Annotated in this window: 18 protein-coding genes; 10 read left to right on the forward strand and 8 right to left on the reverse strand. The window is 71.3% G+C overall.

Going from position 1 to position 25,894, the window contains the following annotated elements; genetic code table 11:
* Positions 1-29: 29 nt before the first annotated feature.
* Together F9B98_RS04105 and F9B98_RS04110 are read right to left on the reverse strand one after the other, a co-directional pair.
* Positions 30-1,952: a M3 family metallopeptidase gene (locus tag F9B98_RS04105; protein WP_150953204.1), complete on the reverse strand. Its 1,923-nt coding sequence runs from the start codon at positions 1,950-1,952 to the stop codon at positions 30-32.
* Positions 1,953-2,032: 80 nt separating this feature from the next.
* Positions 2,033-2,647: an NUDIX hydrolase family protein gene (locus F9B98_RS04110; protein ID WP_150953207.1), complete on the reverse strand. Its 615-nt coding sequence runs from the start codon at positions 2,645-2,647 to the stop codon at positions 2,033-2,035.
* Between the two features lie 97 nt (positions 2,648-2,744).
* On the opposite strand from F9B98_RS04110, the gene F9B98_RS04115 reads away from it, so the two are divergent.
* The 5 genes from F9B98_RS04115 (at position 2,745) to F9B98_RS04135 (ending at position 11,500) form a co-directional block, all read left to right on the forward strand.
* The gene (locus F9B98_RS04115) at positions 2,745-3,413 is read left to right on the forward strand and encodes an alpha/beta hydrolase (RefSeq protein ID WP_150953210.1); all 669 of its coding nucleotides are present in this window, start codon (positions 2,745-2,747) and stop codon (positions 3,411-3,413) included.
* Between the two features lie 149 nt (positions 3,414-3,562).
* On the forward strand, positions 3,563-5,206 hold the full coding sequence (locus F9B98_RS04120; RefSeq protein WP_150953214.1) for an ABC-F family ATP-binding cassette domain-containing protein: 1,644 nt from the start codon (positions 3,563-3,565) through the stop codon (positions 5,204-5,206).
* 91 nt (positions 5,207-5,297) lie between these two features.
* On the forward strand, positions 5,298-9,980 hold the full coding sequence (locus F9B98_RS04125; protein WP_150953218.1) for an ATP-dependent helicase: 4,683 nt from the start codon (positions 5,298-5,300) through the stop codon (positions 9,978-9,980).
* Positions 9,973-10,749 (forward strand): DNA-formamidopyrimidine glycosylase family protein, encoded by a 777-nt coding sequence (locus F9B98_RS04130; RefSeq protein WP_150953221.1) that lies wholly within the window; start codon positions 9,973-9,975, stop codon positions 10,747-10,749. The genes F9B98_RS04125 and F9B98_RS04130 overlap by 8 nt, the downstream gene beginning before the upstream one ends.
* Before the next feature lie 343 nt (positions 10,750-11,092).
* Complete coding sequence (locus tag F9B98_RS04135) at positions 11,093-11,500, forward strand: transferase (RefSeq protein ID WP_103207095.1); 408 nt, start codon at positions 11,093-11,095, stop codon at positions 11,498-11,500.
* A 233-nt stretch (positions 11,501-11,733) separates the two neighbouring features.
* On the opposite strand, the gene F9B98_RS04140 is transcribed toward F9B98_RS04135, so the two are convergent.
* On the reverse strand, positions 11,734-12,123 hold the full coding sequence (locus F9B98_RS04140) for a DUF1304 domain-containing protein (protein WP_150953224.1): 390 nt from the start codon (positions 12,121-12,123) through the stop codon (positions 11,734-11,736).
* A 35-nt stretch (positions 12,124-12,158) separates the two neighbouring features.
* Between F9B98_RS04140 and F9B98_RS04145 the strand changes: the two genes are divergently transcribed.
* From F9B98_RS04145 to F9B98_RS04160, 4 genes are all read left to right on the forward strand, one after another.
* A complete protein-coding gene (locus tag F9B98_RS04145) occupies positions 12,159-12,887 on the forward strand; it encodes a LysR substrate-binding domain-containing protein (protein WP_150953227.1) in 729 nt (242 codons plus the stop codon).
* 77 nt (positions 12,888-12,964) lie between these two features.
* The gene (locus F9B98_RS04150) at positions 12,965-13,693 is read left to right on the forward strand and encodes a glutamine amidotransferase-related protein (RefSeq protein ID WP_150953230.1); all 729 of its coding nucleotides are present in this window, start codon (positions 12,965-12,967) and stop codon (positions 13,691-13,693) included.
* A gap of 110 nt (positions 13,694-13,803) precedes the next feature.
* Entirely contained in the window at positions 13,804-14,619 is an 816-nt protein-coding gene (locus tag F9B98_RS04155; RefSeq protein WP_150953233.1) for a tryptophan-rich sensory protein, read from the forward strand.
* Between the two features lie 70 nt (positions 14,620-14,689).
* On the forward strand, positions 14,690-15,736 hold the full coding sequence (locus F9B98_RS04160) for a sodium:calcium antiporter (protein WP_150953236.1): 1,047 nt from the start codon (positions 14,690-14,692) through the stop codon (positions 15,734-15,736).
* Between the two features lie 8 nt (positions 15,737-15,744).
* Here F9B98_RS04160 and F9B98_RS04165 read toward each other — a convergent pair whose 3' ends face one another.
* Positions 15,745-15,930: a hypothetical protein gene (locus F9B98_RS04165; RefSeq protein WP_150953239.1), complete on the reverse strand. Its 186-nt coding sequence runs from the start codon at positions 15,928-15,930 to the stop codon at positions 15,745-15,747.
* A gap of 62 nt (positions 15,931-15,992) precedes the next feature.
* Complete coding sequence (locus F9B98_RS04170; protein ID WP_150953242.1) at positions 15,993-18,137, reverse strand: alpha-galactosidase; 2,145 nt, start codon at positions 18,135-18,137, stop codon at positions 15,993-15,995.
* 58 nt (positions 18,138-18,195) lie between these two features.
* Between F9B98_RS04170 and F9B98_RS04175 the strand changes: the two genes are divergently transcribed.
* Positions 18,196-19,314 (forward strand): ROK family transcriptional regulator, encoded by a 1,119-nt coding sequence (locus F9B98_RS04175; RefSeq protein WP_150953247.1) that lies wholly within the window; start codon positions 18,196-18,198, stop codon positions 19,312-19,314.
* A gap of 50 nt (positions 19,315-19,364) precedes the next feature.
* Here F9B98_RS04175 and treZ read toward each other — a convergent pair whose 3' ends face one another.
* The 3 genes from treZ to glgX form a co-directional block, all read right to left on the reverse strand.
* Entirely contained in the window at positions 19,365-21,116 is a 1,752-nt protein-coding gene (treZ, locus tag F9B98_RS04180) for a malto-oligosyltrehalose trehalohydrolase (RefSeq protein ID WP_150953250.1), read from the reverse strand.
* 91 nt (positions 21,117-21,207) lie between these two features.
* Entirely contained in the window at positions 21,208-23,589 is a 2,382-nt protein-coding gene (gene treY, locus F9B98_RS04185; protein ID WP_150955852.1) for a malto-oligosyltrehalose synthase, read from the reverse strand.
* Between the two features lie 5 nt (positions 23,590-23,594).
* Positions 23,595-25,817, reverse strand: coding sequence for a glycogen debranching protein GlgX (glgX, locus tag F9B98_RS04190; RefSeq protein ID WP_225310211.1), 2,223 nt, complete (start codon positions 25,815-25,817; stop codon positions 23,595-23,597).
* Positions 25,818-25,894: the final 77 nt, after the last annotated feature.

Below are 25,894 nucleotides of genomic sequence, written 5' to 3' on the forward strand. Positions count from 1 at the left end.
GATCGGGATGCCGCGGCCCTCTCTTCTCATCAGGCGCCGGCGAGCCAGGCCCGGTAGGCGTCGAAGGTGGACTCCCGGCCCAGGAACGACTCCACGAGGTCGCGGGCGTCGCGGGTGCCGCCCGGCTCGAGGATCTCGCGCCGGTAGCGCGTGGCCGCCTCGACGTCGAACAGGTCGTCGCCGAAGGCGGAGAGCAGATCGCGCGCGATCACGAGGCTCCACTGGTACGTGTAGTAGCAGGCGCCGTAGCCGGTGAGGTGCCCGAAGCCGGCGTAGGAGTGCGAGCCGTCGAGCGGAGTGACGGGGCTGGCGGCGCGGTAGTAGCCGTCCACGGCGGCGGCGAGGTCGGCGGGCCGGTCGACGTGCAGGCGGTACGAGGTCGTCGCGTGCCCGAGCTGACGCGTGACCTCGAGGGCCCGGCCGAACGCGTCGGCCGTCCGCATGCGCGCGACGAGGTCGGCGGGGATCGGCTCACCCTCGTCGTTCACGGCGAAGGCGGCGAGCGCCTCGGCGTCCCACGCCCATTCCTCGAGCAGCTGGCTGGGCGCCTCGACGAAGTCCCACTCCGTCGCCACGCCCGTCCACCGCGCCCAGCTCTGATGGCCGCCGAGGATGTCGTGCACGAGGTGTCCGAACTCGTGGAAGAACGTCACCACCTCGTCGTGCTCGAGGAGACCGCGGGAGAAGTTGCAGAGCAGCACCGACTCGGGAAGCGACCGCCCGGAGATACCGGGGGCGAGACCGAAGCAGGCCGCGTGGTTGTACTTGCCGTCACGGGGGTGGAGGTCGAGGTGGATGCGGCCGAGTCGCTCCTCGCCGCGGACGACGTCGTAGGTGCGGACGTCGTCGTGCCACGAGGGCGCGTCGACCGGAACGTAGCGCACGTCGAGCAGACGCCCGGTCGTGTCGAGCACCCCATCGAGCACGCGGTCGAAGCGGAAGTACGACCGCACGAGCTGCGCGTCGACGTCGCACTCCTCGCGCTTGAGCGCGCCGAGGATGTACCAGAAGTCGGCGATCGTCACCGCCTCTGCACCGGGGTCGTCTCGTCGCAGACGGTCGAGCACGCGCGCGTACTCCTGAGCCGCCGCCGGGGCGACCGCCTCGGCCACGCGGTCGAGGAACGCGCGCACCGCGGCGCTCGACCCGATCATGCGCGTCTCGGTCTCGTAGTCCGCCCAATCGCCGTATCCGAGCAGGGCTGCGCGCTGGGCCCGCACCGACAGCAGCTCGGCGAGCACGGCTTCGTTGACGGGCCACGCGAGGTCGTTGTACGCGCCCATCAGCGCGTGACGCACGGACCGGTCGCGAGCGTATTCCCGTACCGGCATGAGGTCGGTGTACTCGGTCGTCAGCGCGACCATCCCGTCCTCGTCGGCCGGGTGCTCCGCGAGGAAGTCCGCGGGGAGGCCGTCGAGCGCGTACCCGGGGACGCGGACCTCCCGCCGACCCTCGCGGATGTTCCGGGAGAACGTCAACGACAGCTCGGTGTCGCGGTCGGTCAGCTCGCGAACGCGTTCCCGGTCGGCATCCGGGAGGTCCACACCTCCCCGACGGAAGTCGCGACGGACCTGCTCGAGGAAGCGCTGCTCGTCGGGGGCGAGCCCGGACGGATCGGCGTCCGCGAAAACCTTCCACAGACCGCGGTCGAGGAGTCGGCGGGACTGCACCGCGTCGACGGCCTGCGCCTGCTTCTCGGCCGCATCGCGCACCTCGGCATCGGGGTGCGACTCGCTGACGAGGTGCGAGGGCGCCGCGGCCTCGGCGAGCGCGACGTCCGCCTCGTTCCACAGCTCCAGTCGTTCGCGCAGGGACAGGTCGGGTTCGTCGACGAGACGGGCGTCGATCGCGGCGACGCGCTCGAGGCGTTCCGCGGGCCGCTCGGCGGCGAACGTCTTCCAGCCGTCGAGATCGCGAGGGAGGGACAGGGGTTCCAGGGGAGGATGCGCCATGCCTCGACCCTAGGCAGGGCCGCCGACACCGGCAACGGTGCGGGGGATGATTCCGCTGGGACCCGGGTCGGGGAGGAGGCTCAGCGCAGCGCGCCCACCGAAGCCAGCGCCTGGCGGATGAGGGTGCCGCGGCCTCCCTCCATCTCATCGGAGAGGGCATCGGATGCCGCTTCCTCGGGCGACAGCCACGTCACTTCGAGCGCGTCCTGGCGCGGCTCGCAGGTGCCGGTCACCGGGACCACGAACGCCAGGGCGACCGCGTGCTGTCGGTCGTCGTGGAAGGCGCTGACCCCGGGGAGCGGGAAGTACTCCGCCACCGTGAACGGGGTGGGCGACGGCGGCAGCAGCGGGAACGCCATGGGCCCCAGATCGTTCTCGAGGTGGCGGAAGAGCGCGTCGCGCACCGTCTCGCCGTAGCGCACGCGCCCCGAGACGAGCGTGCGGGTCATCTCGCCGAGGGGTGTCGCCCGCAGCAGGATGCCGACCTGGGTCACGGCTCCCATGCCGTCGGTGCGCACGGGCAGCGCCTCGACGTAGAGCATGGGCAGCCGGCGCCGCGCCTCGGCGAGCTCGACCTCGCTCAGCCAGCCCGGGTTGGGATGGGGACCCCCCGGGGTCCCTGAGAAGGACGCGGAGAGCGGCTCGCGCTCATCGCCGTTGTCGCCGGGTTCGGGATCGGGAGTGCGCACGGGCATGCTCCCTGTATATCAACGGTCCGCCCCGGATGCCGCGTGTCCGGCGCCTCGGCGTCGTTCCGGTCGCGATGTCGGAGGCCTTTGCGACAATGGCCGCATGAGCGCTCACCCGTCCCTCGATCCGTCCGTCGTCCGGTGGTCCGCCCCTCCCGCCGAGCGCGCCGGACGGCCGGTCCTGGTGATGCTGCACGGCTACGGGTCCGACGAGAACGACCTCTTCGGGCTGGTCCCGTATCTCCCCGAGGCGTTCGTCGTCGCGAGCGTTCGCGCTCCGCTCGCTCCGCCGTGGCCCACGCCGGGGGCGTCCTGGTACCCCATCGAGGGCCTCGACGGCCGCGACCCCGGGACGATCACCCTCGCCGCACACGCCGTCCTGGCCTGGATCCGCGAGGAGGTCGGTGCGGAGCCCGTCGGTCTGCTCGGTTTCTCCCAGGGCGGTGCGGTCGCCCTCCAGACCCTGCGCGTCGACCCCGAGGCCGTCTCGTTCGTCGTCGTGCTGGCCGGCTACGCCGCCTCCGGCGAACTCCCCGGCGACGCGGTTCTCGCCGAGCGTCGCCCGCCCGTGTTCTGGGGGCGCGGGGCCGCCGACGACGTCATCCCGACGACGCTCGTCGACGTCACGGCGCAGTGGCTCCCCGCCCACAGCGAGCTGAGCGGTCGCGTCTACCCCGGGCTGACCCATTCGGTCTCGCACGACGAGCTCGACGACGTCCGCGCCTTCCTCGACGCGCGTCTCGGCGAGCGGGCCCGACCCGCGACGAGCTGAGGAGGGTACCGCGACGGCCCGTCATGGGCTATCGTGGGCACCCCTGTCCCCGAGAACGAGGTCTCCTCCGGTGAAGAACGTCGACGCTTCCGCGCCCCTGTCCGCGCGCTGACCCGTCGACCCGCCGTCTTCTCGGCCTCCCTCCGCTGATGCGGACGGGTCCGGTGTCCGCGCACCCGCGTCATCGGAGTCTTCTCGTGTCATCCCTTCCTTCTTCTCTGCTGTTCGACCGCGTCCGGCTCGTCTGGCCCGACGGCACCGTCGCGCTCGACGACGTGTCGGGGGCGATCGGCGTCGGCCGCACGGGCCTCGTCGGTCGCAACGGAGCCGGCAAATCCACCTTGCTCCGCGTCGCCTCCGGGCTCATCGCGCCCACCTCCGGTCAGGTCTCGGCCTCGGGCGACGTCGCGATGCTCCCCCAACGTCTGGCCGTGGATCCGAGACGGTCCGTGGCCTCGCTGCTCGGGCTCGAGGAGTCGCTTCATGCGCTGCGGGCGATCGAGTCCGGCGACGTCGATCCGCGTCACTTCGACGCGGTCGGCGACGACTGGGACGTCGAGGCGAGGGCGCACGCCCTCCTCGCCGAAGCGGGCCTTCCCGCAGGCGCCCTCGACCGCACGGTCGCTCAGGTGTCGGGCGGGGAGGCGATGGTGCTCGCTCTGCTCGGTCTGCGCGACGCGAGAGCGGCCGTGACCCTCCTCGACGAGCCGACGAACGACCTCGACCGCGAGGCGCGTGCGCGCGTCGGCGAGCTCGTGCGGTCGTGGCCGGGTGCCCTCGTCGTCGTCAGTCACGACATCGGCCTCCTGGAGCTGACGGATGCCACGGCCGAGCTCTACGACCACACGCTGGAGGTCGTCGGCGGGCCCTACAGCGCGTGGCGCGCCCACCGCGACGCGGAGCAGGAGGCGGCGCTGCGCGCGGAACGCGACGCCGCGCAGGCCTTCCGCCGAGAGCGCCGAGAGCGCATCCAGGCGCAGGACACGCTGGCCACCCGCGCCCGCGTCGCGCACAAGGCGCAGGTCGAGAAACGCGTGCCGAAGATGTTCGCGGGGCTTCGAGCGAACTCCGCCCAGGTCAGCGCGGGTCGCCTGCGGACCGAGATGCGCGGCAAAGAGGAGGCGGCGCGCTCCGCGTTGACGAACGCCTCCGCGCGCGTCCGCGACGACGACGTCGTCCGCATCGACCTGCCCGACCCGGGCAATGCCGCCGGGCGTCGCATCCTCACGATCGGCGACGACGAGCGCGAGTGGATCGTCACCGGCCGCGAACGCGTCGCGCTGGTCGGGCCGAACGGCGCCGGCAAGACGACCCTGCTCGAGCGTCTCGTGCGCGGCGGCGAGTCCTCGGCATCCATTCGCTCCCGGACGTTCGTCGATCGGCTCGGCTATCTGCCGCAGCGCCTCGACGGACTGGACGACGACCGGTCCGTGCTCGCGAACCTCGAGGAGGCGGCGCCCGGCGTGCCGACGTCGGAGCTGCGCGACCGGCTGGCGCGGTTCCTGCTGCGCGGAGACACCGTCGCGCGGCCGGTGGCGTCGTTGTCGGGTGGCGAGCGCTTCCGCGTGGCGCTCGCCCGGCTGCTCTTCGCCGATCCGCCCCCGCAGCTGCTCGTGCTCGACGAACCGACGAACAATCTCGACCTCGACACGGTGGATCAACTCGTCGGGGCGGTACGGGCGTACCGGGGTGCGGTGCTCGTCGTGAGCCACGACGACGCCTTCCTCGCGCGGCTGGGACTCGATCTGCGACTCGAGCTGAGGGAGGGCGGGTTCCGTGAGGAGCCGCTGTGAGGCCGCGGCGACCGGGGATGGACGGGCTCGTTCCGCGGCGGGCGAACGTCAACCCCGACCCGATGTCGGAGGTCCGGGAGAGGATGTCGGCATGGCCGACGTGCTGGAGAGATTCGGTCCTGCGACGCAGGACTGGTTCCGTGGTGCCTTCTCGGCGCCGACCAATGCGCAGAAGGGCGCGTGGGAATCCGTGTCGTCGGGGCGCAACGCCCTCGTGGTCGCGCCCACCGGTTCGGGCAAGACCCTCTCGGCGTTCCTTTTCGCGATCGACCGCGTGTTCGGCGAGAAGGGCCCGGAGATTCCGGATGCCGCGCCCCCGGCGCGCGGAAAGCGTTCGGCACCGAAGGCACCCAAGGCACCCCCCACCACGACCCGCATCCTCTACATCTCGCCCTTGAAGGCCCTCGGCGTCGACGTCGAACGCAACCTGCGCTCGCCCCTCGTCGGCATCGGGCAGTCCGCTCGCCGCCTCGGTATCGATGTGCCGTCCGTGACGGTGGGCGTTCGTTCGGGCGACACCAGTTCGAGCGACCGTCGCAAGCTCGTCACCGCTCCCCCCGACATCCTCATCACCACGCCCGAGTCGCTCTACCTCATGCTCACCAGCCAGGCGGCCGAGACGCTGCGCGGCGTGCACACGGTGATCATCGACGAGGTGCACGCGGTCGCGGCCACCAAGCGCGGCGCGCACCTGGCGGTGAGCCTCGAGCGGCTCGACGCCCTGCTCGACGAACCGGCGCAACGCATCGGCCTCTCGGCGACGGTGCGGCCGATCGACGAGGTCGCCCGCTTCCTCGGCGGAGCGCAGCCGGTCGACATCGTCGCCCCCAAGGCGACGAAGGCCTTCGACCTCTCGGTCGTGGTGCCGATCGACGACATGCTCAACCCGCCGCCTCCCCCGGGGTCGCCGGCGCCCGACGAGACCGGCGACGGCGAGTGGTTCTCGGAGCGCCCCGAGAGCACCGAGATGGCCGGGTCGGTCTGGCCGCACGTCGAAGAAGCCATCGTCGACCGCATCCTCGAACGGCGCTCGACGATCGTGTTCGCGAACTCCCGGCGTCTGGCCGAACGACTGACCGGCCGGCTCAACGAGATCTATGCCGAACGGCAGGGCATCGACGTGCCCGAGCCGACCGTGCCCGCGGCCACCATGGCGCAGGCGGGCTCCTCGGCCGGGGTCGCCGCTATCCTCGCGAAGGCCCATCACGGCTCGGTGTCGAAAGAACAGCGCGCCCAGGTCGAAGACGAGTTGAAGTCGGGCGCGCTGCGGTGCGTCGTCGCGACCAGCAGCCTCGAGCTCGGCATCGACATGGGCTCGGTCGACCTCGTCATCCAGGTCGAGTCGCCGCCGAGCGCGGCATCCGGTCTCCAACGCGTGGGTCGCGCCGGCCACCAGGTGGGCGAGGTGAGCCGGGCGGCGCTCTTCCCCAAGCACCGCAGCGACGTGCTGCACACCGCCGTGGTCACCGAGCGGATGCTCGCCGGGCGCATCGAGGCGATCTCGGTGCCGCAGAACCCGCTCGACATCCTGGCCCAGCAGACGGTCGCGGCCAGCGCCCTGGGGTCGATCGACGTCGAGGAGTGGTTCGAGACGGTCAAGCGCAGCGCGCCGTTCCGCTCGCTGCCTCGATCCGCCTACGAGGCCACCCTCGATCTGCTCGCCGGGCGCTACCCCTCCGACGAGTTCGCCGAGCTGCGTCCCCGCCTGGTGTGGGATCGCGACGCCGGCACTCTCACGGGTCGACCCGGCGCGCAGCGCGTCGCCGTCACCAGCGGCGGCACCATCCCCGACCGCGGCCTCTTCGGCGTCTTCGTCGCGGGCGAGTCGCAGAACGCCCGCGTCGGCGAGCTCGACGAAGAGATGGTCTACGAGTCGCGCGTGAACGACGTGTTCACCCTCGGCACCACGAGCTGGCGCATCGTGGAGATCACCCACGACCGCGTGAACGTGCTCCCCGCCTTCGGTCAGCCCGGCAAGCTGCCGTTCTGGCACGGCGACGGCATCGGTCGCCCGGCCGAACTCGGCGAAGCCCTGGGCAAGTTCTCGCGCGACATCGCGGGTGCGGACCGCTCGAAGGCGGAGGAACGCCTTCGCGAATCGGGCCTCGACGACAACGCCATCACCAACCTCCTCGCCTACCTCGCCGAGCAGCGCGAGGCCACCGGCAGCCTGCCCACCGACAAGACGCTGACCGTCGAGCGCAGCCGCGACGAGGTCGGCGACTGGCGCATCATCCTGCACTCGCCCTACGGCATGCAGGTGCACTCGCCGTGGGCTCTGGCGGTGAACGCCCGCATCCGCGAGCGCCTCGGCGTCGAGGGCGCGGCGGTCGCGAGCGACGACGGCATCATCGCCCGCGTTCCGGATGCCGCGGCCGAGCCGCCCGGAGCCGATCTCTTCGTCTTCGAAGCCGACGAGCTCGAGCAGATCGTCACCGACGAGGTGGGCGGATCCGCCCTGTTCGCCTCGCGTTTCCGCGAGTGCGCGGCCAGAGCCCTGCTCCTCCCGCGGCTCAACCCCAACCGCCGTTCCCCGCTGTGGCAGCAGCGCCAGCGCTCGGCTCAGCTGCTCGAGGTCGCCAAGCGGCATCCGGCCTTCCCGATCATCCTCGAGACGCTCCGCGAGGTCCTTCAAGACGTCTACGACCTCCCCGCGTTGCTCCGCCTGACGCGGCAGATCGGCGAGCGCAAGATCCGCCTCGTCGAAATCACGACCTCCCAACCCTCGCCCTACGCGCGCGACCTCCTCTTCGGTTACGTCGGCGCGTTCATGTACGAGGGCGACTCCCCCCTCGCCGAACGGCGCGCGGCGGCGCTCTCGGTCGACCCGGCCCTGCTGAGCGAGCTGCTCGGCAAGGTCGAGATGCGCGAGCTGCTCGATCCCGACGTGATCGCCCAGTTCGAGCGGGAAGCGCAACGCCTCGACCCCGACCGCAAGGCCCGAGGCGTCGAGGGCGTGGCCGACCTTCTCCGCATCCTCGGGCCCCTCGATGCGACCGAGGTGGCCGCCCGACTCGACACCGAGGGAGATGCGCTCGTCGAGGCCGAGCACCACCTCGCCACCCTCGTCGACGACCGTCGCGCCATCCGGGTGACGATCGCCGGCGTCTCGCGCACGGCCGGTATCGAAGACGCCGGGCGCCTGCGCGACGCCCTGGGCGCCGCTCTTCCGGTCGGCATTCCGAATGCCTTCCTCGAGCCCTTCCCCGATCCGCTCGGCGATCTGGTCGCGCGGTTCGCCCGCACCCACGCTCCGTTCACGACCGACGCCATCGCCGAGCGCCTCGGCGTCGGGGTCGCCGTGGCCCGGCTGACGCTGCAGCGCCTCGAGTCCCAGGGACGTCTGGCGAGCGGATTCTTCCTCCCCGAGGCCTCCGGCGGGAGCCGCGGCGACGAGACCGAGTGGTGCGATGTCGAAGTGCTGCGCCGTTTGCGCATGCGCTCCCTCGCGGCCATCCGGGGCAGCGTCGAGCCGGTCCCGCCGGCCGCCTACGCGCGCTTCCTCCCCGTCTGGCAGCACCTCGGCCGCCCTCTCGAGGGCATCGACGGGGTACTCGCCGTGATCGAGCAGCTCGCCGGCGTGCCCATCCCCGCGAGCGCCTGGGAGTCGCTCATCCTCCCGTCGCGCGTGGCTGACTACACCCCCGCCCTGCTCGACGAGCTCACCGCCACCGGCGAGGTGGTCTGGTCCGGTCACGGCACGCTGCCCGGTCGGGACGGGTGGATCGCGCTGCATCCGGCCGAGGCGGCGCCGTTCACGCTCCAAGATCCCGAGGAGGCCGACGATCCCGCCCCCGATTCCCTCGAGGCGCGCATCCTCGCGGCACTCGAGGGCGGCGGCGCCTACTTCGCCGCGCAGCTGAAGCAGCTCGCGGGTGCCGAGAACGAGCAGTCCGTCAACGACGCGCTGTGGGCCCTCACCTGGGCGGGGCGAGTCACGAACGACACCTTCGCCCCCGTCCGCACCCTGCTGAGCGGCGGCGGTCAGTCGCACCGCGTCGCCCGTCGCGCCCCCCGCGCCCGGATGTACCGTGGCGCCACCATGCCGCGTGCCACGTCGGCGCCGCGCCCGCCGTCCCTGGGCGGTCGGTGGTCGCTGCTCCCCGACCGCGAGGACGACCCGGCCGCCCGCGCGACCGCCACCGCGAGCCTCCTCCTCGACCGGTACGGAGTGGTCACGCGCGGCGCGGTGCAGTCCGAGGGCGTGCCGGGCGGCTTCGCCCAGGTGTACCGCATCCTCGCCGGATTCGAGGAGGCCGGGCACTGTCGACGCGGGTACGTGATCGAGAAGCTCGGCGCCGCGCAGTTCGCGGCCTCGGCCACCGTCGACCGTCTGCGCGAGTTCGCCGCGGTCGCCGACCCGCCTCCCCTGCGCACGATGACGCTCGCAGCGACCGACCCGGCCAACCCCTACGGTGCCGCTCTCGGGTGGCCCGCGATCGAGGGGGTGACGCACCGGCCGGGCCGCAAGGCCGGCGGTCTCGTCGTGCTCGTCGACGGCGAGCTCACGCTCTACCTCGAGCGCGGCGGCCGCAGCGCCCTCGCCTTCACCGATGACGAGGCCGCGCTGCAGGCGGCGGCCCGCCACCTCGCCGAGACGGCGAAGAAGAGGCGGCTCGAGACCCTCACGGTCGAACAGGTGAACGGGGAGTTCGTCTACGGCACCGCGGTGGGACGCGCCCTCCGCGAGGGCGGTTTCGTCGAGTCACCCAAGGGCCTGACGCTGCGCAAGCTCACCGCCGGCGACACCCTCCGCGAGGCCGCCCGTGCCTGAGGGAGATACCGTCTACCGCGCGGCCGCCAAACTGTCGGCGGCCCTGGCGGGCAAGGTGGTCACGCGCTTCGACATCCGTGTGCCCGGGAGCGCCACCGCCGACCTGCGCGGCGAGACGGTGCACGAAGTCGCCGCGCGCGGAAAACACCTGTTGCACCGCATCGGCGGCTACACCCTGCACTCCCACCTCAAGATGGAGGGCCGGTGGGACGTCTACCGCCCGGGCGAGCGCTGGCGACGCCCCGCGTTCAAGGCACGCGCGATCGTCGGGGTCGCGGGAGCCGACGCGGTCGGCTTCGACCTCGCCATGGTCGAGGTGCTGCGCACGAGCGACGAGCACACCGTGATCGGGCACCTGGGCCCCGACCTGCTCGCCGACGACTGGGATGAAGACGAGGCGGTGCGTCGGGTCTCCGTCGACGACCGGGCCGCCCACGTGGCCCTCCTCGATCAGCGCAACGTTGCGGGCTTCGGCAACGTGTACGCGAACGAGCTGCTCTTCGTCCGGGGCATCGCGCCGACCACACCGGCCACCGAGATCGACGCCCGCGCGACGATCGCGCTCGGCGAGCGCATGATCCGTGCCAACCTGCCACGACCCGAGCGCACCTTCACCGGCGACAGCCGGCCCGGCCGTCGCTTCTGGGTCTACGGACGAGAGGGCGCGCCGTGCCGTCGCTGCGGCACCCCGATCCGCGCGACCTCGCTGGGCGCCTCGGCCACGAGCGAGCGCAACGTCTACTGGTGCCCCACCTGCCAGCCCGGCTGATCAGCCGCACACGCGCCTCGTGCACCGGCCCCGCCGCGACCGCCTCACCGCGCGACGCCGAACCAACGGTTCCGGTCGTGCGCTGCGCGCGGCATCCCATCCCTTCCGGACAGTCCCGCGGAACCGACCCTTTCCATCCCGCGTGTCAACCCGCCCGCCACCGCTCGCGCGGCATGCGAGAACTGGGGGACAACTCCACGCCGCACCCCGTGAGTCGCCTTTCCTCGACATCGAGGAAACCGATCCCGGTAACGGCGACGAAGAACCATTCGAGGGAATGAACGCCATTCCCGACCCGTTGTGATACATGTCGGCTCAACCCGATGGCCGACCGGAGGGGATCGTGGGAAAGAACTACATCGACATCGAAAACGACCACGGCGAGACGCTGCGCTACCGCAAGCACGTCAACGGTCGCGGACTCGTCGCGCACGGCGCGAAGGTCCACCCGTCGGCGCTGGTCGAGAACGGCGCCTACGTCGAACCCGGCGTGCAGATCGCCGCGGGTGTTCGTGTCGGCCGCGGTGCCTGGATCGAATCGGACGCCGTGATCGGACCGGAGGCCCACATCGAGCCGCACGCGCATATCTGCGCCGGCGCGGTGATCGGTGCGGGCGCTCACATCGGCGTCCGCACGCAGGTCGGCCACAACGCCCGCATCGCGATGGGTTCGCTCATCGGCGACGATGAGATCATCAACGACGGCGAAGCCGTCGCCACCGACCGACGGGGCTTGCGCTTGGCCGCGTGAGCATTTCGCCCGACATAAACGGCCCGCACGACTCCCCGGAGCGTGCGGGTTTTCGTTTGCGCGGGCGCCTCCCGCGGCGGCGAGAGCACACGATCCGGACGAGAGCACCCGCTATGTCGCGTGCCCTCGTCAGCGACGTGTGGTCTCGCGGCAGACCGTGCGCCCGGCGGACCGTGCCACCGGCGACCCGCCCCACCCGGGCGGAGGCGACCCGGCGGAACCGGAGGTGCCGCTCAGGCGAAGATCGCCAGGACCAGCCCGATCAAGGGGAGCGTGCCCTGGATGCTCGCCGGGCGCAGGTACTTCGCCCCCGAGGTGACGAGCACGAGGGCCGCCGCCAGCATCGACCCCAGCGAGAAGATCAGCAGCGTGCGACCGGCGACATCGCCGATACCGTTCACGATCCAGAACCCGATGCCGATGAACGCGCCGACGGCGAGGAACAGGTTGTAGAAGCCCTGGTTGTACGCCATCGGTCGCGTGGCATCCGCCGTCTGCTGATCGGCGATGCCGAAGACCTTCCACGTCTTCGGCTGCGTCCAGCGCACGCTCTCGAGCACGAAGATGTACACGTGGAGCAGGGCCGCGAGCCCCGCGAAGACGAGTGCCAGGATGCCGATCATGCCTCCCACGCTAGCGCCGCGGCTAGCCTGGAGCCATGGCGAAAGGCAGCGGGTCCCGCGGGCGCGGCGGAGCACCTCGACGGACAGGCCAAGGCAAGCCCGCCGCAGCGAACCGTCCGCGCACCGCGAAGCCGAAGCCCCCGGCCCCACGTCCGGCCCCGGCGCCTCCGGAGGAACCGCGCGAATTCGTCCTCGGCGCGATCCCCGGAGCGACCCCCGGCAAGTGGATCGGCCTGTGGCGCGAGCGCATGCCGCACGTCGCCCTCGAACTCCGCGAGATCGCCGTCGCCACCCAGGTCGCGGCGCTCGACGAGGTCGACGCGGCGCTCATCCGCCTTCCCGCCGCCACCTCCGACGAGGTGCACGTCATCCCCCTCTACGAGGAGGAGCCCGTCGTGGTCATGTCGACCGACTCCGCCCTGACCGCCGCCGACGAGCTCGAGATCGCCGATCTGCGGGGCGAGGTCGTCATCGCCGCCGCCGACGACGTCCTGCACCTTTCGATCCCGGATGCCGTACCCCCGGCGTTCGCGCCACCCGCCGACACCGCCGAGGCGATCGCGACGGTCGCTGCGGGGGTCGGTGTCGTCATCGTCCCGATGTCGCTGGCCCGCGCCCACCAGCGCCGCGACGTCGAATATCGCGTCCTGCGCGACGGCCCGCGCTCCACCGTGGCCCTCGCCTGGCTCCGCGATCGCACGACCCCCGACGTCGAGGCGTTCGTGGGCGTCGTACGCGGTCGCACGCTGCGATCCTCGCGCTGACGGGAATGCGCGGGGCCCGCGTTTCGCCCCGTGTCACCCCCCGGCTGCGAGAAGCGGCCCGCGCGTAGACTTTTCGGATGACCGGTTCTCTGCTCTATGTCTGCGTTCGCCCGCAGCGGGAGGCGGCCGTGGCCGAGTGGGCCTCGTTCCGCGACGGTCTGGGCGTGCGCGACGAAGATCTGGTCCACCACGATCTCGTCCGCGAGCCGCTTCCGGCGGATCTCGACCGGTACGCCGCCGTGGTCGTCGGCGGCAGCCCCTTCAACGTCACCGATCCCCACAAGACCGACGAACAGCGCCGCCTCGAGCGGGATCTCGAACGCGTGGCGGGCGCGGCCATGGAAGGTCGCACGAACGCGCTGTTCACGTGCTTCGGCATCGGCGTCGTCACACGTCTGCTCGGCGGTCGGGTGAGCCTGCTGCACCCCGAGGGCACCGGCCCCACCGACATCGTGCTCACCGACGCGGGCCGCGGCGACGAGCTCTTCGGCATCCTGGAACCGCGCTTCGAGGCACTGACCGCGCACAAGGAAGGCACGGCGAGCGTGCCGCCGGGCGCCGTCCTGCTCGCCGAGAACGACGCGTGCCCCGTCCAGGCCTACCGCGCCGGCTCCGGGTTGTGGGCGACGCAGTTCCACCCCGAGCCCACCACCGACGCCTTCGTGGCGCGCATGGTCGTGTACCGCGACGCGGGGTACTTCGACGCCGATGCGTTCGACGAGGTGTCGGCGCACGTGCGCACCGCCTCGGTCGAGCAGCCCACGCGCCTGCTGCGCGCGTTCGCCGCCCGCTCCGTCGCCGCCTGAGTCGTACCGCCCGGCACACGGTGCCGAGCGCCGTCGCCTGACCGTGCGTCCCGGCGAGGCGATGTCAACCCCGGTCGTCGAATTTACCTAGCTTTTCTAGTGTTCTATCCATGAACGCAACAGCTCAGTGGCGGGGAAGCGACCTCGCTCGTCAGATCGTCGTCCTCTCCACGGTGTCGTTCATGCTGATCGCCGCCGTGATCGGGGCCGGAGCCTTCGGCAACTCCGCGGTGCAGGACCAGCAGGGCGGCGCCCTCAACACCGACGGCTCGTACCTCGCCCCGGCGGGCCCTGCCTTCTCGATCTGGTCGGTCATCTACCTCGGCCTCATCGCCTACGCGATCTGGCAGGCGCTCCCCGGCCAGCGCACGAATCCGCGGCAGCGCGCGCTCGGCTGGCTCATCGCCCTGACGATGACCCTCAACGGCCTCTGGCTCGTCGCGGCCCGATTCGGCACGCTGTTCCTGACCGTCGTCGTGATCGTGCTGCTGCTGGCGGCCCTGGGCTGGACGTTCCGGGTGGCGGTCGCGACCCGCGAGCCTCGCGGGGGCATCGTCGACTCCGTCCTCATCGACGGCGTCACCGGCCTGCACCTCGGCTGGGTCACCCTGGCCACCGTCGCCAACACGGCGGCCTGGCTCACGACCATCGTTCCGGCGGAGTGGGAGAATGCGGCGGATGCCATCGGCATCGCCGTCCTGATCGTGGTGGCCCTCATCGGACTGGCGATCGCGTGGCGGAGCTCCTGGCGCGTCACCCCCGCGATCGCGCTCGCCTGGGGCCTGAGCTGGCTGGCCGTCGAACGTTTCACCGGGGAGCCGCAGAGCGCGCCGATCGGTGCGACCGCGATCGTGGTGGCCGCGATCGTCCTCCTGCCGCCCGTGATCGTCAGCGTGCTCCGCCTGCTGCGCCCGAGCGTCGACTGATCGCCTAGGTCCTCGGCATCCCTCCCGCAAGAGGGACGGATGCCGGGGACCGCAGGAGTGTAATCGAGCGGTGGACTCGTTGCCCTTCGCCCTGCTCGTCGTCATCTTCGTCGCCGCGGCGGCCGTGGTGTGGGTCGCGGGGATCCAGCTGTCGAAGGCCACCGACGTCCTCGATGCGCGCCTTCACCTGGGCAGCGCGCTCGGCGGCCTGATCGTGCTCGCCGTGGCGACCAACCTCCCCGAGATCGCGATCACCGTGTCGGCCGCGGTGTCGGGGAATCTCGAGGTGGCGGTCGGCAACATCCTCGGTGGCATCGCCCTGCAGACCGTGGTGCTCGTCATCCTCGACGCGTTCGGCAAGCGGGGGCGCGGCGTGAAGCCGCTCACCTACCGCGCGGCATCGCTCACCCTCGTTCTCGAGGGGGTGGTCGTCGTCGCGGTGCTCGCCGTCGTCATCGCCGGAAGCCAGCTGCCCGACGGGCTCGAGGTGCTGCGGCTGACCCCCGACGTCGTGCTCATCGCCGCCCTGTGGATCGTCGGCCTGGTCCTGGTGCAACGCGCGGGGAAGCACCTGCCCTGGCACGAGGACGGGCGTGCTCCGGACGCGAGCCCGAAGCCGTCGAAGACGGGCGGCGGCTCGAAGATGAGCACCCGCAAGGCGGCGATCGTCTTCTCGGTCTCGGCCCTGGCAACGCTGGTGGCCGGTGTCGTCCTCGAGCGCGCAGGAGACGCGGCATCTTCGCAGATCGGCCTCTCGGGGGTGCTGTTCGGAGCCACCGTGCTTGCCCTCGCGACCTCGCTCCCCGAGATCTCCACGGGCCTGCAGGCGATCCGACAGGGCGATGACAACCTCGCGATCAGCGACATCTTCGGCGGCAACGCCTTCCTGCCCGTCCTCTTCCTTCTCGCGACGGTCATCTCGGGCGTGGCCGTGCTGCCGCAGGCCGACGGGGCCGACATCTACCTGACCGCGCTGGCAGCCCTGCTGACCCTCGTGTACGTGGTCGGCCTGATCTTCCGCCCGCGACGGCGGATCCTCGGAATGGGCATCGACTCCTTCGTCGTGCTCGTCCTCTACGCCCTGGGCATCGCGGGGCTCTTCGCCGTCTCGGGCTGAGCGCCGACCTACGAGCGGCCGAGGTCGATCTGCCGCTGGATCTCCTCGCGCGCGCGTCCGAGCTCGCTGTCGGGCCGGTGCCGGGGCGACCCCCACCCTCCCGCCGAGCGCCGGACCGCGGCGAGGACCACGACGGCCGCGGCGATCACCACGAGGCCGCTGGTCGAGAGGGCAGCGACGAGTCCGGCATCCATGGTGCACTCCTTCGTAGGGTGCGTTCCACGCTCCCATCCTCAGCGCGAGCGGTCAACCCGGGTCACGCCGTCAGCTCCACCACCACCGCCTGCTGCGGGTTCTGCACGGGCGGACGGATCCCGGATGCCGCGAGCTGACGCCCCGTGAGGACGGTGTCGTGGTCCGCCCACGGCAGCGGCGACTGCGCGGGCTCCTGCACCAGGCCGCCCGGGGTCACCAGGCGCACCCGGTACGAGCGGTCGGGGTCGAGGCCCGGCAGGCGCACGCGTGCGGCGGGAGAGGCGATGAGCGTCTGCGTCTGCGCGATCGTGAAGAAGGCGCGGTTGCGGTCGGCCGAGACGACCCCGCGGACGTCGAGACCGGGATCGACCACGTCGACGTTCACGAGCCGCCCGGTGGCGACCAGCGGGCGCACGCGCCGGGCGAGAGCGACCCACTGCCCCACGGTGGCGCGATCGTAATCGTCGAGCGTGGTGAGATCCCACTCGATGCCGAAGTGGCCGAACAACGCGACGGCCCCGCTGAAGGCGAGCGAGACGGTGCGACCCGTGGAGTGCACGTGCGGGGTGGTCAGGTGCATGCCCATCATCTCGGGCGGGACGACCAGAGCGGTGTAGCGCTGCGTCTCGAGCCGCTCGACGGGATCGAGGCAGTCGCTCGTCCAGATGCGATCGGTCCGGTCGAGGATGCCCAGGTCGACCCGCGCCCCACCCGAGGCGCAGCTCTCGATCTCCAGACCCGGGAACGTGGCCTTGAGCTCGTCGATCAGCCGGTAGACGGCGAGCGTGTGCGCGTGGACCGCCGAGCCTCCGCCCGGTCCGGTCGCGGCATCCACGAGGTCGCGGTTGTGGTCCCACTTCACGTAGGCGATCGGGTACGCCCGCAGCACCTCCGTCATCCGTTCCAGGATGTAGGCGTACGCACCCGGGTGCGAGAGGTTCAGCACCTGCTGCTGGCGGGCCGAGGGCGGCAGCTCCTCGCGGCCGCGCAGGATCCACTCGGGGTGCGCGCGGGCGACGTCGCTGTCGGGATTGACCATCTCGGGCTCGAACCACAGCCCGAACTCCATGCCGAGGCCCACCACGTGATCGGCGAGTGGACTCAGCCCCTCGGGCCACACCCCCTCGTCGACGAACCAGTCGCCGAGTCCGGCCGTGTCGTCGCGCCGACCGCGGAACCATCCGTCGTCGAGCACGAACCGCTCGACACCGATCTCGGCGGCGACGTCGGCCAGTTGCCGCAGCTTCGGCAGACGGTGGTCGAAGTACACCGCCTCCCACGTGTTCAGCGTGATCGGACGGGGCCGCTCGGGGTGCTGCGGACGCGCCCGCCAGGTGTCGTGGAACCGCGCGGCGAGCTGGTCGAGACCGTCGCCCCACGAGCCATAGACGAGCGGAGTGGAGACCTCGGCGCCCGGCGCCAGCACGATATCGCCCCACGCGGCCATCTCGCCACCGGCGAGCAGGGCCTGCCCCAGCGGCAGCCGCTCGGCGAACACGTGCTGGTTACCGCTCCAGGCGACGTGGATGCCGTGCACCAGGCCCGCCTCGAACCCGAAGCCGGGGCGCCCGGCGGCGAGCAGCAGGGTCGCGTCAGCACCCGGACGACCGCGGCGGCTCTCGCGCAGGTGCGTGCCGAAGGTGAAGGCGTGGCGCTGCGACGAGCGCTCGCGCAGGTGCCGGCCGGTCGTGTCGAGGATCTCGGTGGCCTCCCACGGCAGCGGGAAGGTCGGCTGCAGCGTCGAGACGACGAGGTCGTCGGACCCGTCGTTGAGGACGGTGAGCTGCTGCGAGAACAGGCCCGCGGCATCCACCCGCAGCTCGGCGCGCAGGCGCAGAGCGCGCTGCTCGTCGACGAGGTGCAGCGTCAGCGCATCGGAGGAGGAGTCGACGGATGCCAGGGAGAAGACCGTTCCCTGCACGACGCCGCCGCGCCCGCCCTCGTACGCCGGAGCCCCGGGCCAGCCCGCCGCCGCGGTCGGCACGACCGTGAGTCGGGGCGTCCGGTCGATGCCCCCGGACACGCGCTGCGGACGGGCCGCCACGACCATGGACGACAGCGCGTCCTCGTCGAGGGCGCCGAGGTCGGGCCCCCAGTGGATGATGGCGGGCGCGGGCTGCGCGGTGAGGTCGACGACGACACTCGTGCCGCCCGCTCGGAGGTGCGCCGCCGAAGCGGCCTCGGGTGCGACGACGGTCTGCGACATGACATTATTTCTACCACGGAACAAATGTCTGCAGCCCGGGGCGACGAAGGGAGGCGCGATGCTCACCGAGAGCGAGGCCGCCGTCGCCCGCGCCGTGCTCACCCACGGCCCCCTCTCGCGCAGCGCCCTCTCCGCTCGCCTGCGCCTGTCGCCCCCGAGCCTCACCCGCCTGACCCGGCCCCTCGTGGACGCGGGCATTCTCGTCGAGCTCGACGAAGACGGCGACGGCTCGGTCGGCCGCCCCTCGCGCCCCCTCGACATCTCCCCCGCAGCCGGGACGTTCGTCGGCGTCAAGCTCACGGGCGACCACCTCTACCTCGTCGCTACCGACATCCGCGCCGCGGTCCGCGGGCGATCGGATCGGCCGCTCGCCGCCTCGACCCCGGGGGCGGTCGTCGACGCGATCACCGCATCCGTCGCCGACCTCGAGCCGAGCGACGTCCGCGGTCTCGGGGTGAGCCTGGGCGGCCACGTCGCGGCCGGGGTCGCGGTCGATGCCCCGTTCCTCGGCTGGAGGGATGTCTCCCTCGCCGACCAGCTCGCGGCGCGCCTCGGCATCCCGGTCACCCTCGAGAACGACGTCGTCGCCCTCGCCGAGGCCGAGCGCTGGTTCGGCGTGGGGCGCGACCTGCCGGGCTTCGCGATCGTGACCGTCGGCGCGGGGGTCGGCTTCGGACTGGTCGTCGACGGACGCACCGTGCGCACCCCCGACGCCGGCGCGGGCACCGTCGGTCACCTCCCCCTCGTCCCGAGCGGGCCCTCGTGTCCCGAGGGACACCGCGGGTGTGCGGCCGCCCTGCTGACCACGACCGCGATCTCGGCTCGGGTCTCACAAGCCCACGGCCGGCGCGTCGGGTACGACGAAGCCGTCTCACTCGCCCGTGACGGCGACCCCGCCGCCCGGAAGGTGATGGATGCCGCGGGCGATGCCCTGGGAAACCTGTGCGCCCTCGCCGCCAACCTGACGCTGCAGTCCGACATCGTGCTCGCCGGGGAGGGCGTCGAGGCCTTCGAGCTGGTCCGCGATCGGGTCGAGCGGTCTCTCGCGCGCGGCCGCGAGCGCTCGGCATCCACCGTCTCGATCCACCCCGACCGCTCGGGTTTCTCCGCGTGGGCGCGGGGAGCCGCGGCGGTGGCGATCCAGGCCGCGATGGGGCGCATCTCGCTCGACGGATGAACGACGAACGGCCCCGTCCCTCGCGGGATCGGGGCCGTTCGTTCATCTGCTCAGAGCGCCGGACCCACGATCGCGCTCGCGCCCGCGGGCACCGTCACCTCGGACCCGTCGAGCACGACGCCCTCGGCCGTGGCCAGCAGAACGCGGGTGCCAGCTGCCACGGACGCCATGGTCTCGGCATCCGAGAGGTTGACGATCACGACGAGATCGCGACGCCGGAGTTCGTAGACCCGCCCGCCCTCGGCCTCGCGGGCGGCGGCCGAGAGTCCTTCTCGCGAGGGGTCGGTCAGTTCGGAGCGTTCGCGACGCAGCTTGGCCAGCTCACGGTAGAGGCCGAGCAGCTGGGCGTGATCGCCCTCGCCGACCTCGTCCCAGTCGAGCTTGGAGTTCTCGAAGGTCGAGGGGTCCTGCGGGTCGGGAACGGTCGACTCGTCCCAGCCCATCTTCTCGAACTCCGCGATGCGCCCCTCGGCGGTGGCCTTGCCGAGCTCGGGCTCGGGGTGCGAGGTGAAGAACTGCCAGGGCGTGGTGGCGCCCCACTCCTCGCCCATGAACAGCATCGGCGTGCCGGGAGCGGTGAGCGTGAGCACGGCGGCCGCGGCGAGGTGGTCGTAGTCGAGCGTCTGCGAGAGACGGTCGCCCGCGGCGCGGTTGCCGATCTGGTCGTGGTCCTGCGCGAAGGTCACCAGGCGCCAGTTCGGCACGTCCTCGGGGATGGGCTTGCCGTGCTTCTCCTCGCGGAACGACGAGTACGTGCCGTCGTGGAAGAACCCGCCCTCGCTGACCTTCCGGAACGCGTCGAGGTCGGCGAAGTCCTCGTAGTATCCGATCGTCTCGCCGGTCAGGGCGACGTGCGCGGTGTGGTGCCAGTCGTCCGACCACTGGGCGGTCAGGCCGTAGCCGCCGGCCTCGCGCGGGAGGATGAGCTTCGGGTCGTTCATGTCGCTCTCGGCGATGGTCGTGAGCGGCACGCCGCGGTGCGCCGACAGGGCGTCGGTGCGCTCGGCGATCTCTTGCAGCACGTGCGGCTCGCGGTGGTCGAGCAGCGCGTGCACGGCATCCAGGCGCAGCCCGTCGACGTGGTAGTCGCTCATCCACATCAGCGCGTTCTCGACGATGTAGGCGCGCACGGCGTCTTCGTCGAGGTTGACCGAGTCGCCCCAGGTGTTGCGGCTGCCCTCGCGGAGGTACGCGCCGAACTCGGGCAGGTAGTTGCCCGAGGGTCCGAGGTGGTTGTAGACGACGTCCTGGATCACGGCGAGACCCGCCGCGTGGGCCGCGTCGACGAAGCGCTGGTAGGCCTCGGGCCCGCCGTACGCCTCGTGCACGGTGTACCAGAGGACCCCGTCGTAGCCCCAGTTCCAGGTGCCGTTGAAGCCGTTCACCGGGAGCAGTTCGACGTGCGTGATCCCCAGGTCGACGAGGTGGTCGAGGCGGCCGATCGCGGCATCCAGGGTCCCCTCGGGGGTGAACGTGCCGAGGTGCAGCTCGTAGATCAGACCGCCCGCGAGCTGCTTGCCCGTCCACGCGGAGTCGTTCCAGGCGTAGACCGAGGGGTCGAACCACGCCGACGCCTCGTGCACGCCGCCGGGCTGGCGCCGCGAGCGCGGGTCGGGGCGCAGCTCGTCGCCGTCGCCGAGCACGAAGCCGTACCGCTCGCCGTCGGCGAGGTCGACGGGAGCGGTCCACCACCCGTCGGCGGCGGAGGCCATCTCGATGTCCTCGACGACCGTGTCGCCGCTGTCGTCGAGCCGGCGCAGCCGCACGCGCTCTGCCTTCGGTGCCCAGACGTCGATGCTCATGTGCGTTCTTCCTTCGCGTGAGGTGCCAAGATGTGTCGCTTCGGACGCGCGTGAGGCGACGAATTCTGGCGTCTCACGCGCGAGAGACGGGTCAGGAGATCAGCAGAGCGACCGGGTAGGTCGCCAGCAGGTCGGCGAGGCGGGTCGGACCGCCCTGGTACTGCTTGCCCGTGAGCACGTCGATGACGAGCGTGTCGGGAAGCAGCAGCACGGTGTCACGCCATCCGCCCGCGGTGCGCAGTCCGTGGGGCAGCCGCGTCGCGACCGCCGACACCCCACCGCGATCGAACGCGACGACATGATCGGATGCCACTCCGGCGGCCTCCAGCGGACGGTACACGTCCAGCGGCACGTCGTTTCGCACCCGCAGCGCGCGAGAGGTCACGAGCAGCTTCGCGGCACCGGTTCCGTCGATGCGCGGGCGCACGGCATCCGTCCCGTCGATCGAGGCGAGCAGGCGACGACGCTCGGCGAAGTCCACCGGCCGACGGTTGTCGGGGTCGACCAGGGACTGCTCCCAGAGCTCGGAGCCCTGGTAGACGTCCGGGACGCCCGCGCCGAGGATCTGCAGCAGCTTGGCCGAGAGGCCGTTCGACCAGCCGTCGGGCGAGATCTCGTCGACGAACGCGCGCACGCGCTCGGCAGCGGGACCGGTTGCCGCGTCGACGACCGCGTGCATGCGCTCTTCGAAGGCCTCGTCCTGCTCCCACCAGCCGGTGACCTCCGACGCCTCGCGCGCCGCCTTCTCGGCGTAGGCGTGCAGGCGTTCCCGGTAGTCCTTCAGACCCTCGGGGGTGGATGCCGATGCCGGCCACGCCCCGACGATGGCCTGCCACAGCAGGGCGTCGAAGGGACCGTGACCGGTCGAGGCGATGCCGCGGAACTCCTCGAGCCGCGCGGCCCACTTCTCGGGGATCTCGGCGAGCACGGCGATGCGGGCGCGGGTGTCCTCGCCGCGCTTGGTGTCGTGCGTCGACAGCGTCGTCATCGCGGTGGGCCACGACGCGTGACGCAGCGCCTGCGCGGTGTGGAAGCCCGCGACGTCGAGGGAGAACTCCCCCGGGTCGCCGCCCACCTCGGTGAGCGAGCCCAGGCGCGTGTAGCGGTAGAACGCCGTGTCTTCGACGCCCTTGGCCATCACGGGTCCGGTCGTCTGCTGGAAGCGCCAGGCGACCTCGAGGCTCGTGTCGGCGAGCACCGGGACGAGCTTCTCGATGACATCGCCCAGCTCGGGGCGACGCACCTCGGCCTCGCCCGCGGCGGCGTCGAGGTGCCGACGGCCGGCGGGAAGGTAGGAGCGGTACACCGGGAAGCAGGCGAGGATCTCGGCGAGCGCGTCCTGCAGGACGTCGGCCTCGAACTCGGTGCGCAGCGCTTCGGGGAGTCCGCGCACCAGGCGACGGATCTCCGAGACCTGGATCGAGTCGGCGATCTTGCGCTTGGTGTCGTGGATCAGGTCGTGCCAGCCGGTGAGCGGTGCGAGACCGGTGTCGGCACGCAGGCGCGCGTCGAGGGCGTCGAGCGCCGCCTCGCCCGCGGGGTCGGTCAGCACGCGGTCGATCTCGGCGAGGGCGTCGTAGCCGGTCGTGCCGGCCGTCTTCCACCACGAGGGCAGTGCCTCGCCGTGCTCGAGGATCTTCTCGCCGAGCACGTAGCCGACCTCGCCCTCGCCCGCTTCTTCCAGCGCGAGCGCAAGTCGGTCGAGGTAGCCGCCCGGATCGACGAGCCCGTCGGGGTGGTCCACGCGCAGGCCGTCGGCGAGGCCCTCGCGCACCCAGCGCAGGATCTCGGTGTGCGTGGCGTCGAACACCTCGGGAAGCTCGACGCGCACGCCCGCGAGGGTCGTCACGGCGAAGAACCGACGGTAGTTGAGCTCGTCCGCCTCGTCCTGCCAGAACCGCAGCTCGAAGTTCTGCGCCTCGAGCAGAGCGCGGACGTCCGAGGTACCCGTGCCGGGGGCCACCGGGAAGGCGTGGTCGTAGTAGCGCACCAGCCCGTCGGGGGCGTCGTCAGCCGGGGTGGGGTCGTACGAGATCTCGTCGATGACCGCGTCGAGGTGGTCGCCGAGCACCGGCACGCGCACCTTGCCGGCACCGAACTCCCAATCGATGTCGAAGTCCTCGGCGTGCGCCGAGGCACGGCCCTGGCGCAGCACGTCCCACCACCACGCGTTCGTGCGCGGTTCCGAGACGCCCATGTGGTTCGGCACGATGTCGATCAGGATGCCGAGCCCCTGGGCCCGAGCAGCCTCGGCGAACCGGTCGAGACCGTCGGCGCCGCCGCGGGCCGGGTCGACGCGCGTGACGTCGACGACGTCGTACCCGTGGTCCGATCCGGGCGTGGCCTCGAGGATCGGCGAAAGGTATGCCCACGAGACCCCGAGGTCACGGAGATACCCCGTGACCTCGGCGGCGTCGTCGAGGGTGAACGATTCGCGGATCTGCAGGCGGTAGGTCGAAAGCGGATGCCGCATCTCGGTCACAGCTCCGGCTTGGGTGCCTGGCCGGGCAGGTCGTCGGTGCCGACCACCTGGATCTGCGCCGTGAGCGAGGCCGCGACCGAGTGGTCGACCTCGGGCTCGGGCAGGTGGTGCTCGCGCAGCACGATGAGCGACTTCGGCTCGAGCGGCAGCGTCTCGCCGGGGTTGAGCGGCTCGGTGTTCGCGCGCTCGCCCGCGGTGTCGACGTACGCGTCCCACTTGGGCGCGTACTCGAAGTCGGGAAGCTGGAAGTCGACCTGATCGTCGCCCGCGTTGAACAACACGAGGAAGTGGTCGTCGCTGATCGACTCGCCGCGGCGGTCGCGCTCGCGGATGCCCTGACCGTTGAGGAAGACCCCCACCGCCAGGCCGAAGCCGTTGTCCCAGTCCTCGGGCTGCATGAGCGATCCGTCGGGACGCAGCCACACCACGTCGGGGATCGGCGCGCCCTCCTCCATCTTCACGGGGCGGCCGTCGAAGAACCGGCTGCGACGGAAGGTGGGGTGCTGCTTGCGCAGACGGGCGAGGGCCGCGGTGAACTCGATGAGCGGGGTGTCGATGTTCGACCAGTCGACCCACGTGATCTCGTTGTCCTGCGCGTAGCCGTTGTTGTTGCCGCCCTGCGTGCGACCGAGTTCGTCGCCGTGCAGCAGCATCGGCACGCCCTGGCTCAGCAGCAGCGTCGCGATGAAGTTGCGCTGCTGCTGCGCGCGCCGCTTGAGCACCTCGGGGTCGTCGGTGGGACCTTCGACGCCCATGTTGCTCGAGCGGTTGTGCGATTCACCGTCGTTGTTGTCTTCGCCGTTGGCCTCGTTGTGCTTCTCGTTGTACGACACGAGGTCGCGCAGCGTGAAGCCGTCGTGGGCGGTGACGAAGTTGATGGATGCCACGGGGAAGCGACCTGAGTGCTCGTACAGGTCCGCTGAGCCGGTGAGGCGCGAGGCGAATTCGCCGAGGGCCTGGGGCTCTCCGCGCCAGAAGTCGCGGACGGTGTCGCGGTACTTGCCGTTCCACTCGGTCCACTGGGGCGGGAAGTTTCCGACCTGGTAGCCGCCGGGGCCCACGTCCCAGGGTTCTGCGATGAGCTTGACCTGCGAGACGATCGGGTCCTGCTGCACGAGCTCGAAAAACGCCGCGAGACGGTCGACCTCGTAGAACTCACGGGCGAGGGTCGAGGCGAGGTCGAAGCGGAAGCCGTCGACGTGCATCTCGAGCACCCAGTAGCGCAGCGAGTCCATGATCAGCTGCAGCGTGTGCGGGTTGCCCACGTTCATGCTGTTACCGGTGCCGGTGTAGTCGGTGTAGTAGCGCTTGTCGTCATCTTCGAGGCGGTAGTAGGCCTCGTTGTCGATGCCGCGCATCGACAGGGTCGGGCCCATGTGGTTGCCCTCGGCGGTGTGGTTGTAGACCACGTCGAGGATGACCTCGATGCCGGCGGCGTGCAGAGCCTTGACCATGGCCTTGAACTCCTGCACCTGCTGACCGTGATCGCCGGTCGAGGAGTAGGTGTTCTGCGGGGCGAGGAACGCGATGGTGTTGTAGCCCCAGTAGTTCGACAGCCCCTTCTCCTCCAGAGTGGAGTCGTTGACGAACTGGTGCACGGGCATGAGCTCGATGGCGGTGACGCCGAGCTTCTTGAGGTGTTCGATGACGGCGGGGTGGGCGATGCCGGCGTAAGTGCCGCGCAGCTCCTCGGGGACGTCGGGGTGCAGCTGGGTGAGGCCGCGCACGTGGGCCTCATAGATGAACGACTCGGCGTAGGGGATCTTCGGCTGACGGTCGCCCGACCAATCGAAGAACGGGTTGATGACCACGCCCTTCATCATGTGCGCGGCGGAGTCCTCGTCGTTGAACGAGTCGGGGTCGCCGAACTCGTAGCTGAAGACGGCCTGCCCCCAGTCGACCTGACCCTCGACGGCCTTGGCGTAGGGGTCGAGGAGCAGCTTCGCGGGGTTGAAGCGCTTGCCGTTCGCCGGGTCGTACTCGCCGTGCACGCGATAGCCGTACCGCTGCCCCGGTTGGATGTTGGGGAGATAGGCGTGCCAGACGAAGGCGTCGACGTCGATGAGCTCGAAGCACGTCTCCGTTCCGTCCTCGTCGAAGAGGCAGAGCTCTACCTTTTCCGCTCCTTCACTGAACAGGGCGAAATTCGTCCCGTTCCCGTCGTAAGTGGCCCCGAGGGGATAACTGGATCCTGGCCATACCTGCTGCACGTCGCTCACGATAGACCAGCGTCGTTTCCGCGAACGGCCGCCGTCATCGCTGTTGACAGTCCACCCTCCCCCGACTATGCGCGCGG

Source organism: Microbacterium testaceum StLB037 (genome assembly GCF_008763945.1).
GTDB classification, from domain to species: Bacteria; Actinomycetota; Actinomycetes; order Actinomycetales; family Microbacteriaceae; genus Microbacterium; species Microbacterium testaceum_G.

Bases quoted from the DNA above. Each gene is read 5' to 3' on its own strand.
- F9B98_RS04105 (WP_150953204.1), bottom strand. From the start codon at position 1,952: ATGGCGCATCCTCCCCTGGAACCCCTGTCCCTCCCTCGCGATCTCGAC.
- F9B98_RS04110 (WP_150953207.1), bottom strand. From the start codon at position 2,647: ATGCCCGTGCGCACTCCCGATCCCGAACCCGGCGACAACGGCGATGAG.
- F9B98_RS04115 (WP_150953210.1), top strand. From the start codon at position 2,745: ATGAGCGCTCACCCGTCCCTCGATCCGTCCGTCGTCCGGTGGTCCGCC.
- F9B98_RS04120 (WP_150953214.1), top strand. From the start codon at position 3,563: ATGCGGACGGGTCCGGTGTCCGCGCACCCGCGTCATCGGAGTCTTCTC.
- F9B98_RS04125 (WP_150953218.1), top strand. From the start codon at position 5,298: ATGGCCGACGTGCTGGAGAGATTCGGTCCTGCGACGCAGGACTGGTTC.
- F9B98_RS04140 (WP_150953224.1), bottom strand. From the start codon at position 12,123: ATGATCGGCATCCTGGCACTCGTCTTCGCGGGGCTCGCGGCCCTGCTC.
- F9B98_RS04145 (WP_150953227.1), top strand. From the start codon at position 12,159: ATGGCGAAAGGCAGCGGGTCCCGCGGGCGCGGCGGAGCACCTCGACGG.
- F9B98_RS04150 (WP_150953230.1), top strand. From the start codon at position 12,965: ATGACCGGTTCTCTGCTCTATGTCTGCGTTCGCCCGCAGCGGGAGGCG.
- F9B98_RS04155 (WP_150953233.1), top strand. From the start codon at position 13,804: ATGAACGCAACAGCTCAGTGGCGGGGAAGCGACCTCGCTCGTCAGATC.
- F9B98_RS04165 (WP_150953239.1), bottom strand. From the start codon at position 15,930: ATGGATGCCGGACTCGTCGCTGCCCTCTCGACCAGCGGCCTCGTGGTG.
- F9B98_RS04170 (WP_150953242.1), bottom strand. From the start codon at position 18,137: ATGTCGCAGACCGTCGTCGCACCCGAGGCCGCTTCGGCGGCGCACCTC.
- F9B98_RS04175 (WP_150953247.1), top strand. From the start codon at position 18,196: ATGCTCACCGAGAGCGAGGCCGCCGTCGCCCGCGCCGTGCTCACCCAC.
- treZ (WP_150953250.1), bottom strand. From the start codon at position 21,116: ATGAGCATCGACGTCTGGGCACCGAAGGCAGAGCGCGTGCGGCTGCGC.
- treY (WP_150955852.1), bottom strand. From the start codon at position 23,589: ATGCGGCATCCGCTTTCGACCTACCGCCTGCAGATCCGCGAATCGTTC.